This is a genomic window from Streptomyces sp. NPDC104814 (assembly GCF_055583185.1).
In genome coordinates this window covers 843,080-861,286 of record NZ_JBVJOL010000001.1, presented here as the reverse complement: position 1 = coordinate 861,286, position 18,207 = coordinate 843,080, and the positions used below count along the sequence as shown (strand labels likewise).

Genomic DNA, 18,207 nt, shown 5'->3' with positions numbered 1-18,207 from the left:
CTCACTCCCGGTTCCCGGAGACGGTCTCGCGCATGGCGCGCAGGGACTCCTTGAGCGATCCCATGGTGGCCAGCACCGCGGTGGGCTCGTAACCGCAGTGCGCCATGCAGTTCGCGCAGCGCGGGTCCTTGCCGCGGCCGTACTTGTCCCAGTCGGTGTCCTCGATCAGTTCGCGGTACGTCGGGACGTACCCGTCGCTCATCAGGTAGCAGGGGCGCTGCCAGCCGAAGAGCGAGTAGTTCGGGATCGCCCAGGCGGTGCACGGGAAGTCGACCTTGCCCTCGAGGAAGTCGAGGAACAGCGGCGAGTGGTTGAGCCGCCAGCGCCTGCGGTTGCCGCCCGCGAAGGCCTTCTTGAACAGCTCGCGGGTCTGCTCGACGCCGAGGAAGTGCTCCTGGTCCGGGGCCTTCTCGTAGGCGTACGCGGGCGAGATCATCATCTCGTCGACCTGGAGGTCGTCGTTGAGGAAGTTCAGCACCTCGATGATGGTCTGCGGGGTGTCGGTGTTGAAGAAGGTGGAGTTGGTGGTCACCCGGAAGCCGCGCCGCTTGGCCTCCTTGATGGCCTCCACCGCCTCGTCGAACACACCCTCCTTCGCCACGGACTCGTCGTGCCGCTCGCGCAGCCCGTCGATGTGCACGGCGAACGCGAAGTACGGGGACGGCGTGAACTTGTCCATCTTCTTGCGCAGCAGCATCGCGTTGGTGCACAGGAAGACGTACTTCCGCTTGGCCACCAGCTGGCGCACGATCTCGTCGATCTGGGGGTGCATCAGGGGCTCACCGCCCGCGATGGACACCATCGGCGCACCCGACTCCAGTACGGCGCCCACGGCCTGCGCGACCGGCATGCGCTGCTTGAGCACGCCCGCGGGATGCTGGATCTTGCCGCAGCCCTCGCACTTGAGGTTGCAGGCGAAGAGCGGTTCCAGCTCGACGATCAGCGGGAACTTGTCCCGCTTGCGCAGCTTCTGTTCGGCCAGGTATGTAGCGACCTTGATGGACTGGCGCAGCGGCATGGCCATCTGGCTCACCTCCGGGGGAGCAGCACATTGCGGTGCCATTCGAAGAAAGTAGGCAATACGGATCGAAGAACGCGGAAAGCCGATATTCCACCGCGCAGCGTGCCGATCCGGACGAGCTCATGTTCTGGAGCGTCCACGACCACCCGGACGGCCGCAACCGGGCGCTCACCGGCCCGGACGGCGCTGAAGAGGGTGGCCGCCGACTCCATGTCCACGGCGATCGCGCCACCGGCGGCGAGCGCGGACCGTTCGGCGCCGCGTACGACGTGGTCGGAGCCGGTGAGCGGACCGGTGTGGACGGTCCGCCCGGGCAGGGTGCGGGAGAGTTCCTTCACGAGGAGTTCCGTGCCGACGCACGGCACGGCCGAGCGCGGGTCCCGGGTCTCCTCGGCGACGACCAGGTCACCGGGGTGCATCCCGGGGGCGAGCCCGGCGCAGAAGCCGGTGGCGAGGACGGCCGCGTCGGTCAGCGCCGGGTCGGTCAGGGCCCGCTCGACCGCGCGCTCGGCCGCCTTGGGCCCCATGCCGGTACGCAGCACGGTGACCGGCCCGCCCGCCCCGCTCTTGTCGCCGGCGCGCAGGGCGAGGTGCTCGATGCCGAGCGCGCAGGCGATCAGCAGCGGGGCGGGGGCGGGCTGGGTGCTCATCAGGTCCCCTTGGCCTCGGCGCGGGCCCGGTGTGCGGGGAGCCGGTCGGCGAAGGGGTCGCCGTGGACGTACCGGCCGAGCGCGGTGAGCGGGAAGACCTGCCGGTACAGGTGGTAGTTGATGGAGAAGTCCCAGGGGAACCCGGTGCCGGTGAAGTAGGGCTCGTCCCAGGAGCCGTCCTCCCGCTGGGTCGAGGCGAGCCACTCGACGCCGCGCTCGACGGCCTTGGACTCCCGCTCCCCCGCCGCGAGCAGCGCCATCAGCGCCCACGCCGTCTGCGAGGCGGTGGAGGCGCCCTTGCCGCTCCATTTCCTGCTGTCCTGGTAGGAGCGCAGGTCCTCGCCCCAGCCGCCGTCGTCGTTCTGCACGGACTCCAGCCAGGCCACGGCCCGCCGGATCGCGGGGTGCGAGCCGGGGATGCCGGCCGCGGTGAGCGCGGGGACGACGGACCCGGTGCCGTAGACGTAGTTGACGCCCCAGCGGCCGAACCACGAGCCGTCCGGCTCCTGTTCGGCCAGCAGCCACTCGATGCCGCGGCGGGTGCGCGGGTCGTGGGCGAGGCCCTCGACGGCCAGCATCTCCACCACGTGCGCGGTGACGTCCGCCGAGGGCGGGTCGATGACCTCGCCGAAGTCGCAGAACGGCAGCCGGTTCGGGAAGGGGCTGGTGTTGTCGACGTCGAAGGCGCCCCAGGCGCCGTTCTTCGACTGCATGCCGAGGTTCCAGCGCACCCCGCGGGAGATGGCCTTCTCGACGCGCTCCGGGTCGTGGTGCGCGACCCGGCGCAGCGCGAGGACGACCTCTGCGGTGTCATCGATGTCGGGGTAGTTGTCGTTGTGGAACTCGAACGCCCAGCCGCCGGGCGGGAGTCCGGGCCGCTTCACCGACCAGTCGCCGGGGCGCACGATCTGCTCGCCCAGCATCCAGTCGGCGGCCTTGACCAGTTGCGGGTGGTCGGCGGGCAGCCCGGCGTCGGCGAGCGCGATGGTGGCGAGGCACGTGTCCCACACGGGCGACTGGCACGCCTCGATCATCCGGGCGCCGTCCTCGCGCCACACGGCGAAACGGTCCAGCGACTCCAGGCCCGCGCGCATGACGGGGTGCTGGAGGTCGTAGCCGAGCAGGTGCAGGGCGATGACCGAGTACACGGCCGGGGGCTGGATGCCGCCCCAGCAGCCGTCGTTCTCCTGGCGCTCGATGATCCAGCGGGCGGCGGTGTCCATCGCGGCCTTGCGCAGCCGCTTCGGGACGACTCTGCGCAGGGCGTGCAGACCCTTGTCCAGGCGCTGGAAGGCGCCGTCCCAACTGGCCACGGGGGCAAGGGGCTTGACCGGGTTGGGCTGGGCCGGATCGGTATGCAGTTCGTCCAGCGCGAAGGGCGCGGGGCGGACGGGGCGCTTGGCGGAGACGACGGTGAGCGGCACGATCGTCTGGCGGGCCCAGCAGCCGAAGTCGTAGATGTTGAGCGGGAGCCAGTGCGGGAACCAGATCAGCTCCGGCGGGAGTTCGGGCAGGTCCTCCCACTTCCACCAGCCGAACAGGGCCAGCCAGATCCGGGTGAAGACCCGGGCCGCGGCGATCCCGCCGCGCTCGCGGATCCAGGCGGACGCCCTGGCCATGTGCGGGGCGTCGACCGCGTCGCCGGCCAGCCGCAGGGCGACGTAGGCCTCGACGGTGGCGGACAGATCGCCGGGGCCGCCGTAGAAGGTGGCCCAGGTGCCGTCCTCGCGCTGCTCGCCGCGGATGAACAGGGCGGCGGCGCGGGTGGTCTCCTCGTCGCGGATGCCCAGGAACTGGCGGAGCAGCAGGTCCTCGGCGTCCATCGTGACGTTCGTCTCGAGGTCGCCCTTCCACCAGCCCTCGGCGTCCTGCGTCGAGAGCAGGAAGTCGGTGGCGCGCCGCACGGCGCGGGTGGCGGCTTCGTGCACCCCGGCCGCCCCGGGGGTGTGGGTGTCGGTGTCGCTGGCCGCGGCAGCGCGGGACGGCAAGGCCGCCCCGGTGCTTCCGTCGGTCGTCGCTGTCATGGCTTCCCCTTCGTGCAGTCGTGCGAGTCGTGCTGCTGTGGGTCCGCCGTCGGCCGGTGCTCTTGTTGCGGAGCTGCCGGCCGGCGACTACGCGAGGATGGTCGTTCTCCCGATAGTGATCATCTCTTCCGTACGACGACGAAGTCGGCGAGCGCCGTGAACTGGTCCCGCACCCGGTCGGGCATGTCGACGGTGTCGAGGGCTTCGATGGCGATGGTGTGCTGGCGGCGCGCCTCCTCGGCGGTCCAGTCCCGGCCGCCGGCCTCCTCGATGAGGCGGGCGCGCTCGGCGAACTCCTCCTCGGAGAAGTTCTCGAAGTCGCTGGCCTTGGCGTCGGCGGCGAGCAGCTCGCCGAGCCGGTCGGAGGCCGCGCCGCCCGCCGCGAGCGCGGCGACGACCGGCAGCGACTTCTTGCGCTGGCGCAGATCGCTCCAGGTCTGCTTGCCGGTGGCGTCCGGGTCGCCCCAGATGCCGAGGAGGTCGTCGACGGCCTGGAAGGCCAGGCCGAGGTGGTAGCCGTACGTCTCCAGCGTGTCCGCGGTGCGGTCGTCGGCGCCGCCGAGGACCGCGCCGATGGAGCTGGCGCAGGCGAGCAGGGCGCCGGTCTTGTTGCCCTCCATCTCCAGGCACTCCTCGACGCTGACGCGGTCGCGGTGCTCGTAGGAGATGTCCTGCGCCTGACCGTCGATCAGGGCCCGGCTGGCGGTGGTCAGACGCCGGGTCGCGCGGCCGGCGTCGGTGGTGCCGAGCTCCAGCAGGACCTCGTTGGCCAGCGCGAACAGGGCGTCGCCGACCAGGATGGCCTGGGCGGGGCCGTGCACCTTCCACACGGTGTCGCGGTGGCGGCGCTGCTCGTCGCCGTCCATCAGGTCGTCGTGCAGCAGCGAGAAGTTGTGCACGAGCTCGACCGCGACCGCGCCGGGGACGCCGGTCTCCGGCGCCGCCCCGGTGACCTCGGCGGACAGCACGGCCAGGGCGGGGCGCACCGCCTTGCCGCCGTCACCGGAGGACGGGTTGCCCGCCGCGTCGATCCACCCGAAGTGGTAGGCGGCGACGGTGTCCATGGGAGGGGCCAGGCGGTCGACGGCCGCCCTCAGTACCGGCGTGGCCAGTGTCCGGCCGCGCTCCAACAGCGCGGCCACGTCCACCTCGGTGGCACGAGCGGCCGTCGAGGCCGGGGGGACAGGGGGCACAGTTACTCCTCTTGTTGCGGTACCGGGGGTGCGGGGGTCTGCCTCGCCGCGCTCACCGAGCATCACGCCGCCTCCTCGAGAGCGAAGAGACGGCGGGGGCGGGGCCGGCCCAGGGCGCCGAGGGCGGCCTCGGCCGCGCTCACACCGCTGCGGACCGCACTCTCCATGGTCGCGGGCCACCCGGTGGCGGTCCACGCTCCGGCCAGGTACAGGCCGGGGGTTCTGGTGCGGGCGCCGGGCCGCAGCCGCCCGACGCCGGGGGTGGGAGCGAACGTGGCGGTGCGCTCCCGGGTCACGAAGAAGTCCCGCACCTCGGCGCCGCGGGTGCCCGGCAGCAGCCGCTCGAGCTCGGGCAGATAGCGTGCGCGCAGTTCGGCGACGGGCAGGTCGATCTCGTCCTGCACGGCCGACTGCGACAGCGCGAGGTACTGGCCCGAACGCAGCCCGGAGGACTCCGTGCGGTCGAAGACCCACTGCACCGGGGTGCCCAGCGCGGAGAGGAAGGGCGCGTCGAGCACCTTGCGGTCGTAGACGACATGGACGTTGAGGATCGGCGCGGTCCCGATCCGCAGCAGGTCCTCGGGCGCGTCGAGCGCGCCGGGCGGCAGCAGGTCGTGGGCCTCGCGCTGCGGTACGGCGAGGACGACGGCGTCGGCGGTGAGCGTCTCGCCGGGAACCTGAACGCGCAGCCGTCCGTTTCCGTCTTCACTGACGGAGGTGACGCGTGTACGGACTTCGGTGCGCACGCCCGCGGAGTCGAGCGCCTTGCGGGCCAGCCGGTCGTGCAGATCTCCCAGGGGAACGTGCGCCCAGCCGATGTCGGCCGCGCCCGGTTCGGAGAGCAGACCGGTCTTGAACACCATCGCGGCGAGGGCGAGGGAGGCGTCGGAGGCGACCGCGTTGAGGGTCGCGACCCCGACGAGGTCCCACAGGGCCTCCACGGCGCGCGGCGACTGGCCGTGCGCGGCGAGCCAGCTGCCGAAGTCCTGCGTGTCCAAGGCCGGGTCGGTGAGGTCGAGTGCCTTGAGGGCGAGCGCGGCCCGTCCGACCTTGGCCCGCTCGGCGAGCGAGAGGTGCGGGTAAGTGGCGAGGCTGCGTCCCAGGTGGAGCGGTACGGGCAGCGCGTCGCGGCGCAGCCGGCCGAGCCGCCGTCCCGCGGGCTTGTCGAGGTCGACCACGGGCACGTCGAGGCGCTTCTGCAGCGGGGCCAGCGCGGCGCCGTCGATGCGGTCGAGGAACCAGCGGTAGGCCGTGCAGCAGCGCAGGTAGACGTGCTGGCCGTTGTCGACGGTGAGGTCGCCGCGCTGGAAGGAGAAGGCCAGGCCGCCGAGTCTGGGCCGGCCCTCCAGCAGGGTGACGGCCAGGCCGGCGTCGGCGAGGGCGAGCGCCGCGGTGATGCCGGCGAGGCCGCCGCCGACCACGACGGCGTGCCGCCCGTTGCCGGCCGGCTGCGGCGCGTCCGCGTACGGCCCTGCGGACCGCGTCCCGTCGCTCATCGCGCCCCCTCCCCCGCGTTCGCCGCCTGCCCGCCGAGCGCCGCACGCGCGGCCGTCGCCGTCAGGGACGCCGCCACCCCCACGAGGGTTGCGCGCGACGGTCCCCCGGCCCCGGTCCCGCAGACGGCGGGGCGCCGGCCGGCCCGCAGGCCGACGCGGCCCACGCCGACGCGCACGGGGCCGGCGGGGGCTCTGCGGATGCCGTCCTGCACGGCGGGCTTCTTCACACGCGCCTCCTGACGGTCTGCCGGGAGATGTTGCGGGCGTCCAGTCCGGACAGGCCGCGTACGGCGACGTAGGCCTTCTCGTGTCCGGGCAGTGAGACGCGGCCGCGCAGCACGGCCTCGGGCTCGCGCTCGATGCGGTCCAGCAGCCGGCGGTAGATGCCGGCCATCGCGGCCACGCAGGCACCGCTGCGTCGGTCGAGCATGGGCAGCAGCCGGTAGCCCTCGGCGAAAAGGGCGCGGGCCCGTCGCACTTCGAAGTGCACGAGGCCCGCGAAGTCGGAGCCCTCCGGTGGGGTCGGCCCCCGGAACCCGGCGGAACAGCCGAATTTGGCGAGGTCGTCGGCGGGCAGATAGGTGCGGCCGCCCTCGGCGTCCTCCCGGACGTCTCTGAGGATGTTGGTGAGCTGCAGCGCGAGCCCCAGCGTGTCGGCGTACTCCGGGGCGCGTTCGACACCGCGCGCCCCCGGTTCCGTACCGAACACGCCGAGCGAGAGGCGGCCGATGGCGCCCGCCACGCAGCGGCAGTACACCTTCAGGTCGTCCCAGGTCTCGTACGTCTCGCCGCGTACGTCCATCAGGACGCCGTCGATCAGCTCGTCGAGTCCGCCCAGCGGGATCGGGAACTGCGCGGCGGCGTGGGCGAGGGCGACCGCGACCGGGTCGGTGTCGTCCTCGCCGACCTCGCCGGCGCGTACCCGGCCCAGCACCGCCCGCGTCTCCTCCAGCCGCGTCGCCTTGACCTCGGCGTCGAGCGCGCCGTCGCCGATGTCGTCGACGCGACGTGAGAAGGCGTACAGCGCCGACATCGCGCGCCGCTTGGGCGTGGGCAGCAGCCGGATGCCGTAGGCGAAGTTGCGGGCCTGCTGTCCGGTCACGGCCTCGCAGTAGCGGTAGGCGGCGAGTACCGGTGCGGACACGTGTGACGGAGGCTCCACGGTCCGGATCACCCCTCTCCTCGCAGGGTCACGCCCACCTCGCGCAGCAACTGGACCTTGCCGTGCTTGGGAGGGCCGGAAAGTACGTCGTATTCGGCGGCGGCGATCGCGTCGATCGCCGCCCTTCCCCCCGCCACGAACCCCGCGAGCAGCAGTTTCAGCCTGCCGTGGACGCTACCCACCAGGGGGGCGCCTTCATTCAGCAGCCGGCGGGCGCGTTGTGCTTCGAACGCGACCAGCGCGCGCACCGATGCGCCCGCGCTCGCCGCGGCGAGATCCGCCTCGGCGACGTGAAAGCGTTTCATGTCGGCGGCGGGCAGATAGATGCGGTCACGGCCGAGGTCCTCGGCCACGTCCTGGAGGTGCTCGACGATCTGCAGGGCCGTGCAGATCTGGTCGGAGCGGCGGATCCGCTCGGGCGTGGCGGTGCCGGTGACGGCGAGCACCAGCCGGCCCACGGGGTTGGCGGACAGTTCGCAGTACGCGAGGAGGTCGTCGTAGGTCTCGTAGCGGGTGACGAGCTGGTCCTGGCGGTTGGCCGCGATCAGGCCGAGGAAGGGCTCGGGGGTGAGCGCGCGGCGGTGGACCGTGCGCTGGAGCCGGCGCAGCAGCGGGTGGCGGGGCGTGCCGTCGAAGACGCGGCGCAGGTCGGCCTCGAAGGCGTCCAGCAGCAGGAGGCGGTCCTTCGCGTCGCCGTCCGCCACTCCGAGCAGCCGGGCGTCGGCGCCCCCGGGGGCGAGGTCGCCGTCGCCGATGTCGTCGACCAGGCGGGCGAAGCCGTAGACGGCCATCAGGTCGTCCCGCCAGGCCCGGGGCAGGAAGAAGGGGGCCACGGGGAAGTTCTCGTCCGCGGCCTTGGCGAGGGTGCCGCGCTCCGGATCCGTACGGGGCCGCGTCGTCGCCGTGTCCGTCACCGCCGGCTGCCCGGGGCGGGGACGGCACATGCTGCGCCCAGCTGGGGAGTTTCCGTAGCCATTGCCGTCACATCTCCCGTTCTACACCGCGGACCCGATACACACTATTTCGGACACGCCGCCCGACCCCCCGCGCGGCGTCCCCGGCGCAGGGTGTCGCGCATTATCTCCCCACTTGCCGCCTTTGGGGACTGTTCCAGCTTACGTTGTACAACGCAGCCTGGATCCCCGGGGTGTCCTGCGCATCACAACAACACACCGATCGCGGTCAAGATTCCTCATGCCGCCCGGAGTTGACGTTTCCTTTGCACGACGAGGGCCCCGCCGGACCCTCCTGTGCACGGCGAGGGCCCCGCCGGATCCGGTCCGGCGGGGCCCTGGCACAGGCGGGTCACTTGCCCGTGAACTTCTCGTACTCCTTGAGGACCTCTTCGGTGGGGCCGTCCATGCGCAGCTCACCGCGTTCCAGCCACAGCACCCGGTCGCACGTGTCACGGATGGACTTGTTGCTGTGGCTGACCAGAAACACCGTGCCGGCCTCCTTGCGCAGCTCCCGGATGCGTTCCTCGGAGCGCTTCTGGAACTTCGCGTCACCGGTGGCGAGCGCCTCGTCGATCATCAGCACGTCGTGGTCCTTGGCGGCCGCGATGGAGAACCGCAGACGGGCGGCCATGCCGGAGGAGTAGGTGCGCATCGGCAGGGTGATGAAGTCGCCCTTCTCGTTGATGCCGGAGAAGTCGACGATGTCCTGGTAGCGGGTCTTGATCTCCTCGCGGGACATGCCCATGGCCAGACCGCCGAGGATGACGTTGCGCTCGCCGGTCAGGTCGTTCATCAGCGCCGCGTTGACGCCCAGCAGCGAGGGCTGGCCGTCGGTGTAGACCCGGCCCTTCTCGCAGGGCAGCAGCCCGGCGATGGCGCGCAGCAGGGTCGACTTGCCGGAGCCGTTGGAGCCGATCAGGCCGATGGCCTCGCCCTTGTAGGCGACGAACGACACGCCGCGCACGGCGTGCACCTTGCGCACGCCCCGCGCCGCGTCGTCGGAGCCCCGCTTGAGTATGCGGCTCAGGGCGGCGGTCGCGCTGCCCTTGCCGCCCTTCGCGCCGTTGACGCGGTAGACGATGTGCACACCGTCCGCGATCACCGTCGGGATGCGTTCGGTGCCCTGCTGCTCAGCCACGGCCGTACCTCTCCTCCGCCTTCCAGAAGTACACGAAGCCGCCCACGGCGAACAGCGCCGCCCAGCCGCCGGCCGCGGCCCAGACGTGGTCGGGCAGGTTGCCCGCGCCGTAGCCGTCGATGAGGGCGAAGCGCATCAGGTCCATGTAGATCGCCGTCGGGTTCCACTGCAGCAGCGTGGCGATCCACTGCGGCTTGTTGGCGAGCATCACCGGGATGGAGAACATCACGCCCGACGCGTACATCCAGGTCCGCATGACGAACGGCATGAGCTGCGCGAGGTCCGGGGTCTTCGCGCCGGCCCGCGCCATGATCAGCGACAGCCCGGTGTTGAAGCAGAACTGCAGCACGAGTATGGGAATGATCAGCAGCCAGGACAGGTCCGGGTAGCTGCCGAAGCCGATCGCGAAGATGAACAGCACGATCATCGAGAAGAGCAGCTGCTGCAGCTGCTGGAGCGAGAACGAGATCGGCAGCGAGGCGCGCGGGAAGTGCAGCGCGCGCACCAGGCCGAGGTTCCCGGAGATCGCCCGCACCCCGGCCATCACCGAGTTCTGGGTGAAGGTGAAGACGAAGATGCCCGTGACCAGGAACGGGACGTAGACCTCACGCGACATGCCCCGGTCGGCCCTGAGGATGAGGCCGAAGATCAGGAAGTACACGGCCGCGTTCAGCAGGGGGGTCGCCACCTGCCACAGCTGGCCGAGCTTGGCCTGGCTGTACTGGGCGGCCAGCTTGGCCGAGGAGAAGGCCATGATGAAGTGGCGCCGGCCCCAGAGCTGGCGGACGTACTCCCTCAGCGGCGGCCGGGCGCCGCTCACGGCCAGCCCGTACCGGGCGGCGAGCTGTGCCGCCGTGAGGCCCTCGTCGGGCGACGGTGCCGCGCTCACCGCGACTGTGCCGTCATGCGTTGTCTCACTCACAGTGGAAACTTTCGTCTTCGTTTCGATGCGCAGCCTGTGCGGGCTGGGCACGGGCTGGGGGCCAGGGGTCGGGCCGCCGGCGTGCCGTCGGGAACGAGCTTCTCAGATGATGGGGGGCCGGCCCAGCCGGGTCAGCCGCCACACGGTACGCCACCGCATGGGGCGGCGGGGACCGCACGCGGTGGTCCAGCCCTCGCGGAAACCGCCCAGCCACGCCTTGAGCGCCGGCCGGGAGGGACGGCGGGCCAGCGTGAGCAGCAGCCACACCCCGAGGTAGACCGGGACGAGGGGGGCGGGCAGGTTGCGGCGGGCCAGCCAGACGCGGTTGCGCGCGACCATGCGGTGGTAGACCGCGTGCCGCGAGGGGGCGGTCGTCGGGTGGTACAGCACCATGTCGGACCGGTAGTCGATCATCCAGCCCGCGTCCAGGGCCCGCCATGCCAGGTCGGTCTCCTCATGGGCGTAGAAGAACGCGTCCGGCAGCGCCCCGACCTCGGCGAAGACCTTGGTGCGGACGGCGTTGGCGCCACCGAGGAAGGTGGTGACCCGCGAGGAGCGCATCGGGTCCGAGGCGCGCAGCCGCGGCACGTGACGGCGCTGGGTGACGCCGGTGTCCGGGTCGGCGATGCGGAAGCTGATGATGCCGAGCTCGCTGTCGGCGGCGAACGCCTCGCGGCACAGCTCGGCGGTGTCCGTGCGGGCCAGCAGACCGTCGTCGTCGAGGAAGAGCAGGATGTCGACGTCCCGGCCGCCGGGCCCGAACGCCTCGATGCCGACGTTGCGCCCGCCGGGGATGCCGAGGTTCTCCGGCAGCTCGATGGTGCGCACGCCCGCGGGGACGTCCGGCACGGGCGAGCCGTTGCCGACGACGACCACCTCGACCCGGTCGCCGTCCTGCTTGGCGACCGAGTCGAGCAGCGCGCGCAGCTCGTCGGGGCGGTTGCCCATGGTGATGACGACCGCGCCGACCTTCAGCGGGGCACTCATTTGAGCCTGCTGGAGGCGAGGACGGACACCAGGTGCAGCAGCGTCTGCAGCAGCGCGATCCCGGCGAGTACGGCGGTGCCGAGTCGGGTGAAGAACAGGTCTCCGCGGGCCTGGTCGGCGATCGCGAGGACCAGGATCAGCAGCGACGCCTCGATGCCGAGGATCAGCCGGTGGAACTTCAGCGCCGCCGCGGCCTTGCGGGCCAGCGCCATGCCGGAGGAGCGCAGCTCGGACGCCGTCTCCTGCACGGGCGGCTTGCCGGCCTGGTGGCGGGCGACGCCGACCAGGTCGGTCTCGGCCTTGATCAGGATCGCGCCGAGCGCGGCGAGGGTGCCGAGGAACGCCCACAGCCAGTCGATACGGCCGCTGCCGAACAGGTCGGCGGCGCGCAGCCCGAGGCCGACCAGCACGGCGGCGTCGGTGAGGTAGGCGCCGACCCGGTCGAGGTAGACCCCGCCGAGGGAGTACTGCTGCTTCCAGCGGGCGATCTCGCCGTCGACGCAGTCCAGCAGCAGGTACAGCTGGACCGCCACCACGCCGAGGACCGCGCCGGGGATGCCGGGCACCAGCAGCGCCGGGGCCGCGAGGACGCCGCACACGGTCATCAGGTAGGTGAGCTGGTTGGGGGTGACCCTGGTGTTCACCAGGTAGCGGTCGATCCGCAGGGACACCTCGCGCATGTAGAGGCGGCCCGCCCAGTGCTCACCGCTGCGCCGGTCCTTGACCCCGGCGGGGTGCACGACCGGGCGGAGTTCAGCTACCGATGGCCTTGACATAGTCGGCGTAGACGTCCTTGATCTGTTCGGTCGTGAGGTCGAGGTGTTCCAGGATCGTGTAGCGGCCGGGCCGGGTCTCCGGGGCGAACTCCACGACCCTGACGAACTCCTCGGTCGTGAAGCCGATCTCGGCGGGCAGCACCGGCAGACCGTGCCGGCGCAGCACCTCGGCCATGTGGGCCGACGCCTCGTGCGCGCCGCGCAGGTACATCGCGAAGCTCGCGCCGAGACCGCACTGCTCGCCGTGGCTGGCGGCCCGCTTGGGGTAGAGCAGGTCGAAGGCGTGGTTGATCTCGTGGCAGGCGCCGGAGGACGGCCGCGAGTCACCCGAGACGGACATGGCGATGCCGCTGAGGACCAGCGCCTCGGCGAGGACCTGCAGGAAGTCGTTGTCGCCGATGCCGCCGGGGTGGCGCAGCACGGCCTCACCGGCCTGCCGGGCCATGGCCGCGGCCAGGCCGTCGATCTTCTCGCCGTTGACCCGGTTGGCCAGCTCCCAGTCCGCGATGGCGGAGATGTTGGAGATGGCGTCGCCGATGCCGGAGCGCACGAAGCGGGCCGGGGCGTCGCGGATGACGTCCAGGTCGATGACGACGGCGATCGGGTTCGGCACACCGTAGGAGCCGCGGCCGGCGTCGTTGTCGAGGGTGGCGACCGGGGAGCACAGGCCGTCGTGCGCGAGGTTGGTCGGCACGGCGACCAGCGGCAGCCCGACACGCGCCGCGGCGAACTTGGCGCAGTCGATGATCTTGCCGCCGCCGAGGCCGACGACCGCGTCGTAGCGGCCGCCCTTCATGTCGCCGGCCAGCCGGATCGCGTCGTCCAGGGTGCCGCCGCCGACCTCGTACCAGGTGGCGCCGGGCAACGAGGGCGCGATGCGCTCGCGCAGCCGGGCGCCGGAGCCGTTGCTGACGGCGACGGCGAGCCGCCCGGAGTGCGAGATCCGCTCGTCGGCGAGGACGCCCGCCAGGTCGTCGAGGGCACCCGGGCGGATGTCCACGACGACCGGCGTGGGGATCAGCCGGGTCAGTACTGGCACGCGATCACACGCCCCTTGGCGAGGTCGTCGTGGTTGTCGATCTCGACCCACTTGACGTCGCCGATCGGCGCCACGTCGATCTGGAAGCCGCGGTTGACGAGCTCCTGGTAGCCGTCCTCGTAGTACAGCTGCGGGTCGCGCTCGAAGGTGGCCTTCAGCGCGTCGGCCAGCTCGGCGGCCGCGTCGCCCTCGATGAGGGTGACACCGATGTACTCGCCGGTCGCCTCGGCCGGGTCCATCAGCTTGGTGATCTTCTGGACGCCCTTGGCGGGGTCGACGACGACCTTCATCTCCTCGTCGGCGAGGGACTTCACGGTGTCCAGCGCGAGGATGATCCTCTTGCCGTCGCCACGGGCGGCGAGCAGGGTCTTCTCGACGGAGACCGGGTGCACGGTGTCGCCGTTGGCGAGGATCACGCCGTCCTTGAGGGCGTCACGGCCGCACCACAGGGAGTAGGCGTTGTTCCACTCCTCGGCCTTGTCGTTGTCGATCAGGGTGATCTTCAGGCCGTACTTGGCCTCCAGGGCCTCCCGGCGCTCGTACACGGCCTCCTTGCGGTAGCCGACGATGACCGCGACCTCGGTCAGGCCCACCTCGGCGAAGTTGCCGAGGGTGAGGTCCAGGACGGTGAGGCTGTCCTCGGCGCCCTCGGGCCCGACCGGCACCAGTGCCTTGGGCAGGGTGTCGGTGTAGGGGCGCAGACGCCGTCCGGCGCCGGCCGCCAGCACGAGGCCGATCATGCGGGTTCTCCTTCGTCGTGTACGGCGGGTGCGCCGCCCTGGTGGGCGGACACCCAGAAGCGGATGCTCTCGGCGAGCACCAGCAGGGCGATGATCACGGCCAGTGCCGTGAGCGCGACCTTGAACTGCGGGGCGGTGAGCAGCGCGGCCAGTACCGCGACGAGCAGCGTCCGCCCCTCCTGTCCCCCGGTGGCGCGCACCAGCCAGGCCGGGGGCGCGCCGGCGTCGCCGCGGATGCGGTACACCGTGTCGTAGTGATGGTAGGCGACGGCCGCCACCAGCCCGAAAGCCGCCGGAAGCGCCCCGTTCACGTCCGCTGTCGCGGCCAGCGCGAGCACGGTGACGTACTCGGCGGCGCGGAAGAGCGGGGGGACGAGCCAGTCGAGGGGGCCGGTGAGCGGGCGGGCCACGGCGAGCGCCGAGGTCAGGACGTAGCCGGCGGCCGCGAGGGCGGACCACACACTGCCCTGACCGGTCAGGAGCGAGACGGCCACGACCGCGGCACCGCCCAGTGCGGCCACGGCGGGGACGGCGAAGCCGGGCAGCCGCCGCCCCGGCAGCACACGGGCGAGGCCGTGGGCGAGCGGCCCGGAGTCGGCCAGGTCCGCGAGCGCCTGCGCCGCGCGGTCGGTGGTCCGGCGGGCCCTGCGGGCCAGGGAACGCAGCACCCGGCCGGCCGTCGTGTAGACGGAGGCGAAGGCGCAGCCGATGAGCAGGGCGTAGAAGGTGATGCGCGGGGTGGTCGCGGCGGTGAGGACCGCGATCATGGCCCACCGCTCGCCGATGGGCAGGATGATCATGCGGCGCACCCACAGGGTCCAGCCGACGCCGTCGAGCCGGTCGGTGGGGGCGGCGGGCTCGGCTGCCGCCGTGGCGGGGGCCGCGTCGTCGGTGGCCTCGTGGAAAGCGAAGTCGACCATGTGCCGGCCGGTCTGCAGGATCATCGCGCCGAGCGCGAGGGCCCATACGTCGTCACCGCCGCGGGCCGCCCCGAGGGCCAGGCCCGCGTAGTAGGCGTACTCCTTGGCCCGGTCGAAGGTGGCGTCCAGCCAGGCGCCGAGCGTGGAGTACTGCAGGGAGTAGCGAGCGAGCTGGCCGTCGGTGCAGTCCAGCACGAAGGAGGCGATGAGCAGAACGGCAGCCGCGACGAAGCCGCCGCGGGTGCCGGTGGCCGCGCAGCCCGCGGCGATCAGCGCGGTGAGCAGCGAGGCGGTGGTGACCTGGTTCGGAGTGAGGCCGCGCCGGGCGCACCAGCGGGCGATGTGACGCGAGTACGGGCTGATGAAGAAGGTCGTGAAGAAGCCGTCGCCGGCCTTCACGGCCGACTTCAGGCGTACGGCCTCCTCGTCGACGGCCGCGACGGCCTGCCGCGCCTCGTTGCGGGCCTGCGGGTCGGCCGGCACGGCGGCGACGAGACTGCCGAGCGCCGGCTTGTGGACGCCGGTGCCCTCGGCGTCGAGGGCCGCGGTGACGCGGTCCGCGAGACCGCCGACGACGGTGTGCGTGGCGCCCGGGGCGGCCGGGGCGCTGGTGGCGCCGGAAGCGGAGGTTTCGCGGGCCATCGCGCGGGTGAGGGCCTGGCGGCCGGCCGGCTGGGCGCTCACCGCGCCGGGGATCGCGGCGAGCGGGAAGCGGGGGTCGGTCAGGCCGAGCCGCAGGGCGTGCAGGTGGCCGACGAAACGGGCGTCGACGACGGCGACGCGCTGGTCACCGGGGACGGCGGCGAGCAGGGACTCGGCGTCGGCGGCGTCCGAGGCGAGCCGCACCTCGAAGCCCAGCGCCCGCAGGTCGTCCTCGATCGACGCTCCGGGGACCGGCTGGCCGGTGAGGATGGCGGTCGGCAACCGAACTCACTCCCTGGACACCGGCGCGTCGGGCGCCGGTCGTGTGCATGGTGGGGGGTGCCGCTGGGTGCACCAGGCGGGCGGCATGTCGGCAGAGGCTATCGGATGCCGCGAAGCGCGTGTTCACCGCCCGTTCAACACCTGATCGACGCGGACGGCACCGCCCTTTGCCGCGATCATCATCGGTGATCGCACCCCCACCCCACAAACCGCCCCCGACAGACACCGCATGAAGGGACATACCGGCGGGGCGCTCCGCAGGGTTCCGCGCGGCGGGCCGGGGCCGTGACGGCGCGGGCAGCAGGCGGGGCGCGATGGCGCGGGCGATGGCGGGGGCCGTCGGCGAAGCCGTCCGCAACCTCCTGACCTGGGATTCGTTTGTGCAGGTCAGGGCATATGACAACGGTGTTCAGTGCCGCGTTGCCGGATACCCCCCACCCGTAGTTGACTGGGGGCTCGGGCGTTCACAGGAGGAGTTTCATGGGGGCTGGGCACGATCACGCGCACGGTCACGGCGGGCATGCGCACACCGCCGGGACGGCGACCGCGGCGTACCGCGGGCGGCTGCGGGCGGCGCTGGGGATCACGCTCACCGTGATGGTGGTCGAGATCGTCGGCGGTCTGCTCGCCGACTCCCTCGCGCTGGTCGCCGACGCCGCGCACATGGCGACCGACGCGCTCGGCCTCGGCATGGCCCTGCTGGCGATCCACTTCGCGAACCGTCCGCCCAGCGAGCGCCGCACCTTCGGCCTGGCCCGCGCCGAGATCCTCGCCGCGCTCGCCAACTGCCTGCTGCTGCTCGGCGTGGGCGGTTACGTCCTCGTCGAGGCGATCCAGCGCTTCGTCACCCCCGCCGCCACGGAGGGCGGGCTCACGATCTTCTTCGGTGTCTTCGGTCTCGTCGCCAACAGCGTCTCGCTCGCCCTGCTCATGCGCGGCCAGGCGGAGAGCCTCAACGTGCGCGGCGCCTTCCTCGAGGTCGCCGCGGACGCGCTCGGCTCGGTCGCCGTGATCATCGCAGCGGCGGTGATCCTGCTCACCGGCTGGCAGGCCGCCGACCCGATCGCCTCCCTGGTCATCGGCCTGATGATCGTCCCGCGCACCGTCAAGCTGCTGCGCGAGACCCTGGACGTGCTGCTGGAGTCGGCGCCGAAGGGCGTGGACATGGCGGAGGTGCGGACGCACATCCTGGCCCTGGACGGCGTGGAGGACGTGCACGACCTGCACGCCTGGACGATCACCTCGGGCCTGCCGGTGCTGTCCGCACACGTCGTCGTCAGCACCGAGGTCCTCAACGCGATCGGCCACGAGAAGATGCTGCACGAGTTGCAGGAGTGCCTCGGCGGCCACTTCGACGTCGAGCACTGCACCTTCCAGCTGGAACCGGGCGGCCACGCCGAGCACGAGGCCCGTCTGTGCCACTGAGCGCCCCCGTCACCGCCCCCGGCTCACCCGGAAAGGACGGTTCCGCGGCCGTCGCCCCGGGCAGCATCAACCACCGGGCCCCCTCCCGGTGACCGGGCGGTCACGGCCGCGGTCCGCGTCGGCGCGGGACATGCGGCGTGCCGTCAAGGGCCGGGAGTGCCGGAAATGTACGGCAGACTGGGGCCCGTAGGACGATGCGAAGGATGGGTATGCCGATCACACCTGCCACCGCGACGCACACCTCGTCGTCGAACGGCACCGCGGACGCGATTTTGCTGGAGCTGGTCGACGAGAACGGCGTGACGATCGGCACCGAGGAGAAGCTCGCCGCCCACCAGCCTCCCGGGCAGCTGCACCGGGCGTTCTCGGTGTTCCTGTTCGACGAGACCGGCCGGCTGCTGCTCCAGCAGCGGGCGCTCGGCAAGTACCACTCCCCCGGCGTCTGGTCGAACACCTGCTGCGGCCACCCCTACCCGGGTGAGGCGCCCTTCGCCGCCGCCGCCCGGCGTACCCACGAGGAGCTGGGGGTGTCCCCGTCGCTGCTCGCCGAGGCCGGCACGGTGCGCTACAACCACCCGGACCCGGCGTCGGGCCTGGTGGAGCAGGAGTACAACCACCTGTTCGTCGGGCTCGTGCAGTCCCCGCTGCGCCCAGACCCGGAGGAGGTCGGCGCGACGGCCTTCGTGACCCCGGCGGAGCTGGCCGAGCGCCACGCGAAGGACACGTTCTCGGCCTGGTTCATGACCGTGCTGGACGCGGCGCGTCCGGCGGTCAGGGAGCTGACGGGCCCGAGCGCGGGCTGGTGAGGACCGCTCCGGTCCGGTGAGCGCCGCC

17 protein-coding genes are annotated in these 18,207 nt (G+C 72.2%); 2 read left to right on the top strand and 15 right to left on the bottom strand.

Translation table 11 applies throughout. The features are described from left to right. Position 1 precedes the first annotated feature (1 nt). The 15 genes from hpnH to ACZ64A_RS03510 form a co-directional block, all read right to left on the bottom strand. Positions 2-1,024 carry an adenosyl-hopene transferase HpnH gene (hpnH, locus tag ACZ64A_RS03580; RefSeq protein WP_361629194.1) on the bottom strand — a complete coding sequence of 341 codons (1,023 nt, stop codon included), beginning with the start codon at positions 1,022-1,024 and terminating at the stop codon, positions 2-4. Between the two features lie 5 nt (positions 1,025-1,029). After that, positions 1,030-1,671 (bottom strand): phosphorylase family protein, encoded by a 642-nt coding sequence (locus tag ACZ64A_RS03575; RefSeq protein WP_469807951.1) that lies wholly within the window; start codon positions 1,669-1,671, stop codon positions 1,030-1,032. Then, positions 1,671-3,695, bottom strand: coding sequence for a squalene--hopene cyclase (gene shc, locus ACZ64A_RS03570; protein ID WP_469807949.1), 2,025 nt, complete (start codon positions 3,693-3,695; stop codon positions 1,671-1,673). Before shc ends, ACZ64A_RS03575 begins: the two co-directional genes overlap by 1 nt. 119 nt (positions 3,696-3,814) lie before the next feature. Then, positions 3,815-4,951, bottom strand: a complete 1,137-nt coding sequence (locus tag ACZ64A_RS03565) for a polyprenyl synthetase family protein (RefSeq protein ID WP_469809040.1) — start codon at positions 4,949-4,951, stop codon at positions 3,815-3,817. Then, complete coding sequence (gene hpnE, locus ACZ64A_RS03560) at positions 4,951-6,384, bottom strand: hydroxysqualene dehydroxylase HpnE (protein ID WP_469807948.1); 1,434 nt, start codon at positions 6,382-6,384, stop codon at positions 4,951-4,953. Before hpnE ends, ACZ64A_RS03565 begins: the two co-directional genes overlap by 1 nt. Further along, complete coding sequence (locus ACZ64A_RS03555) at positions 6,381-6,611, bottom strand: hypothetical protein (RefSeq protein WP_469807946.1); 231 nt, start codon at positions 6,609-6,611, stop codon at positions 6,381-6,383. Before ACZ64A_RS03555 ends, hpnE begins: the two co-directional genes overlap by 4 nt. Further along, the gene (gene hpnD, locus ACZ64A_RS03550; protein WP_469807945.1) at positions 6,608-7,558 is read right to left on the bottom strand and encodes a presqualene diphosphate synthase HpnD; all 951 of its coding nucleotides are present in this window, start codon (positions 7,556-7,558) and stop codon (positions 6,608-6,610) included. The genes ACZ64A_RS03555 and hpnD overlap by 4 nt, the downstream gene beginning before the upstream one ends. Beyond that, positions 7,555-8,460: a squalene synthase HpnC gene (gene hpnC / locus ACZ64A_RS03545; protein ID WP_469807943.1), complete on the bottom strand. Its 906-nt coding sequence runs from the start codon at positions 8,458-8,460 to the stop codon at positions 7,555-7,557. The genes hpnD and hpnC overlap by 4 nt, the downstream gene beginning before the upstream one ends. 391 nt (positions 8,461-8,851) lie before the next feature. Next, a complete protein-coding gene (locus tag ACZ64A_RS03540) occupies positions 8,852-9,640 on the bottom strand; it encodes an ABC transporter ATP-binding protein (protein ID WP_469807942.1) in 789 nt (262 codons plus the stop codon). After that, positions 9,633-10,562, bottom strand: coding sequence for an ABC transporter permease (locus ACZ64A_RS03535; RefSeq protein WP_469807941.1), 930 nt, complete (start codon positions 10,560-10,562; stop codon positions 9,633-9,635). The genes ACZ64A_RS03540 and ACZ64A_RS03535 overlap by 8 nt, the downstream gene beginning before the upstream one ends. A gap of 102 nt (positions 10,563-10,664) precedes the next feature. After that, positions 10,665-11,549 (bottom strand): glycosyltransferase family 2 protein, encoded by an 885-nt coding sequence (locus ACZ64A_RS03530; protein ID WP_469807940.1) that lies wholly within the window; start codon positions 11,547-11,549, stop codon positions 10,665-10,667. Next, positions 11,546-12,325 (bottom strand): CDP-alcohol phosphatidyltransferase family protein, encoded by a 780-nt coding sequence (locus ACZ64A_RS03525; protein ID WP_469807939.1) that lies wholly within the window; start codon positions 12,323-12,325, stop codon positions 11,546-11,548. Before ACZ64A_RS03525 ends, ACZ64A_RS03530 begins: the two co-directional genes overlap by 4 nt. Then, a complete protein-coding gene (locus tag ACZ64A_RS03520) occupies positions 12,303-13,364 on the bottom strand; it encodes an iron-containing alcohol dehydrogenase family protein (protein WP_469807938.1) in 1,062 nt (353 codons plus the stop codon). The genes ACZ64A_RS03525 and ACZ64A_RS03520 overlap by 23 nt, the downstream gene beginning before the upstream one ends. Beyond that, complete coding sequence (locus tag ACZ64A_RS03515; protein ID WP_361629227.1) at positions 13,352-14,104, bottom strand: phosphocholine cytidylyltransferase family protein; 753 nt, start codon at positions 14,102-14,104, stop codon at positions 13,352-13,354. The genes ACZ64A_RS03520 and ACZ64A_RS03515 overlap by 13 nt, the downstream gene beginning before the upstream one ends. After that, the gene (locus ACZ64A_RS03510; RefSeq protein ID WP_469807937.1) at positions 14,101-15,948 is read right to left on the bottom strand and encodes a DUF5941 domain-containing protein; all 1,848 of its coding nucleotides are present in this window, start codon (positions 15,946-15,948) and stop codon (positions 14,101-14,103) included. Before ACZ64A_RS03510 ends, ACZ64A_RS03515 begins: the two co-directional genes overlap by 4 nt. A 480-nt stretch (positions 15,949-16,428) precedes the next feature. On the opposite strand from ACZ64A_RS03510, the gene ACZ64A_RS03505 reads away from it, so the two are divergent. Both ACZ64A_RS03505 and idi read left to right on the top strand, forming a co-directional pair. Then, positions 16,429-17,373, top strand: coding sequence for a cation diffusion facilitator family transporter (locus ACZ64A_RS03505; protein WP_469807935.1), 945 nt, complete (start codon positions 16,429-16,431; stop codon positions 17,371-17,373). A gap of 209 nt (positions 17,374-17,582) precedes the next feature. Further along, positions 17,583-18,179 (top strand): isopentenyl-diphosphate Delta-isomerase, encoded by a 597-nt coding sequence (gene idi, locus ACZ64A_RS03500; RefSeq protein ID WP_469807934.1) that lies wholly within the window; start codon positions 17,583-17,585, stop codon positions 18,177-18,179. The last annotated feature ends 28 nt before the right edge of the window (positions 18,180-18,207 follow it).

What these genes read in the sequence shown, in the direction of transcription:
- hpnH (WP_361629194.1), bottom strand. Translation starts at nt 1,024, where the DNA reads ATGGCCATGCCGCTGCGCCAGTCCATCAAGGTCGCTACATACCTGGCC.
- ACZ64A_RS03515 (WP_361629227.1), bottom strand. Translation starts at nt 14,104, where the DNA reads ATGATCGGCCTCGTGCTGGCGGCCGGCGCCGGACGGCGTCTGCGCCCC.
- ACZ64A_RS03525 (WP_469807939.1), bottom strand. Translation starts at nt 12,325, where the DNA reads ATGTCAAGGCCATCGGTAGCTGAACTCCGCCCGGTCGTGCACCCCGCC.
- hpnE (WP_469807948.1), bottom strand. Translation starts at nt 6,384, where the DNA reads ATGAGCGACGGGACGCGGTCCGCAGGGCCGTACGCGGACGCGCCGCAG.
- ACZ64A_RS03530 (WP_469807940.1), bottom strand. Translation starts at nt 11,549, where the DNA reads ATGAGTGCCCCGCTGAAGGTCGGCGCGGTCGTCATCACCATGGGCAAC.
- idi (WP_469807934.1), top strand. Translation starts at nt 17,583, where the DNA reads ATGCCGATCACACCTGCCACCGCGACGCACACCTCGTCGTCGAACGGC.
- ACZ64A_RS03575 (WP_469807951.1), bottom strand. Translation starts at nt 1,671, where the DNA reads ATGAGCACCCAGCCCGCCCCCGCCCCGCTGCTGATCGCCTGCGCGCTC.
- ACZ64A_RS03565 (WP_469809040.1), bottom strand. Translation starts at nt 4,951, where the DNA reads ATGCTCGGTGAGCGCGGCGAGGCAGACCCCCGCACCCCCGGTACCGCA.
- ACZ64A_RS03505 (WP_469807935.1), top strand. Translation starts at nt 16,429, where the DNA reads ATGGGGGCTGGGCACGATCACGCGCACGGTCACGGCGGGCATGCGCAC.
- shc (WP_469807949.1), bottom strand. Translation starts at nt 3,695, where the DNA reads ATGACAGCGACGACCGACGGAAGCACCGGGGCGGCCTTGCCGTCCCGC.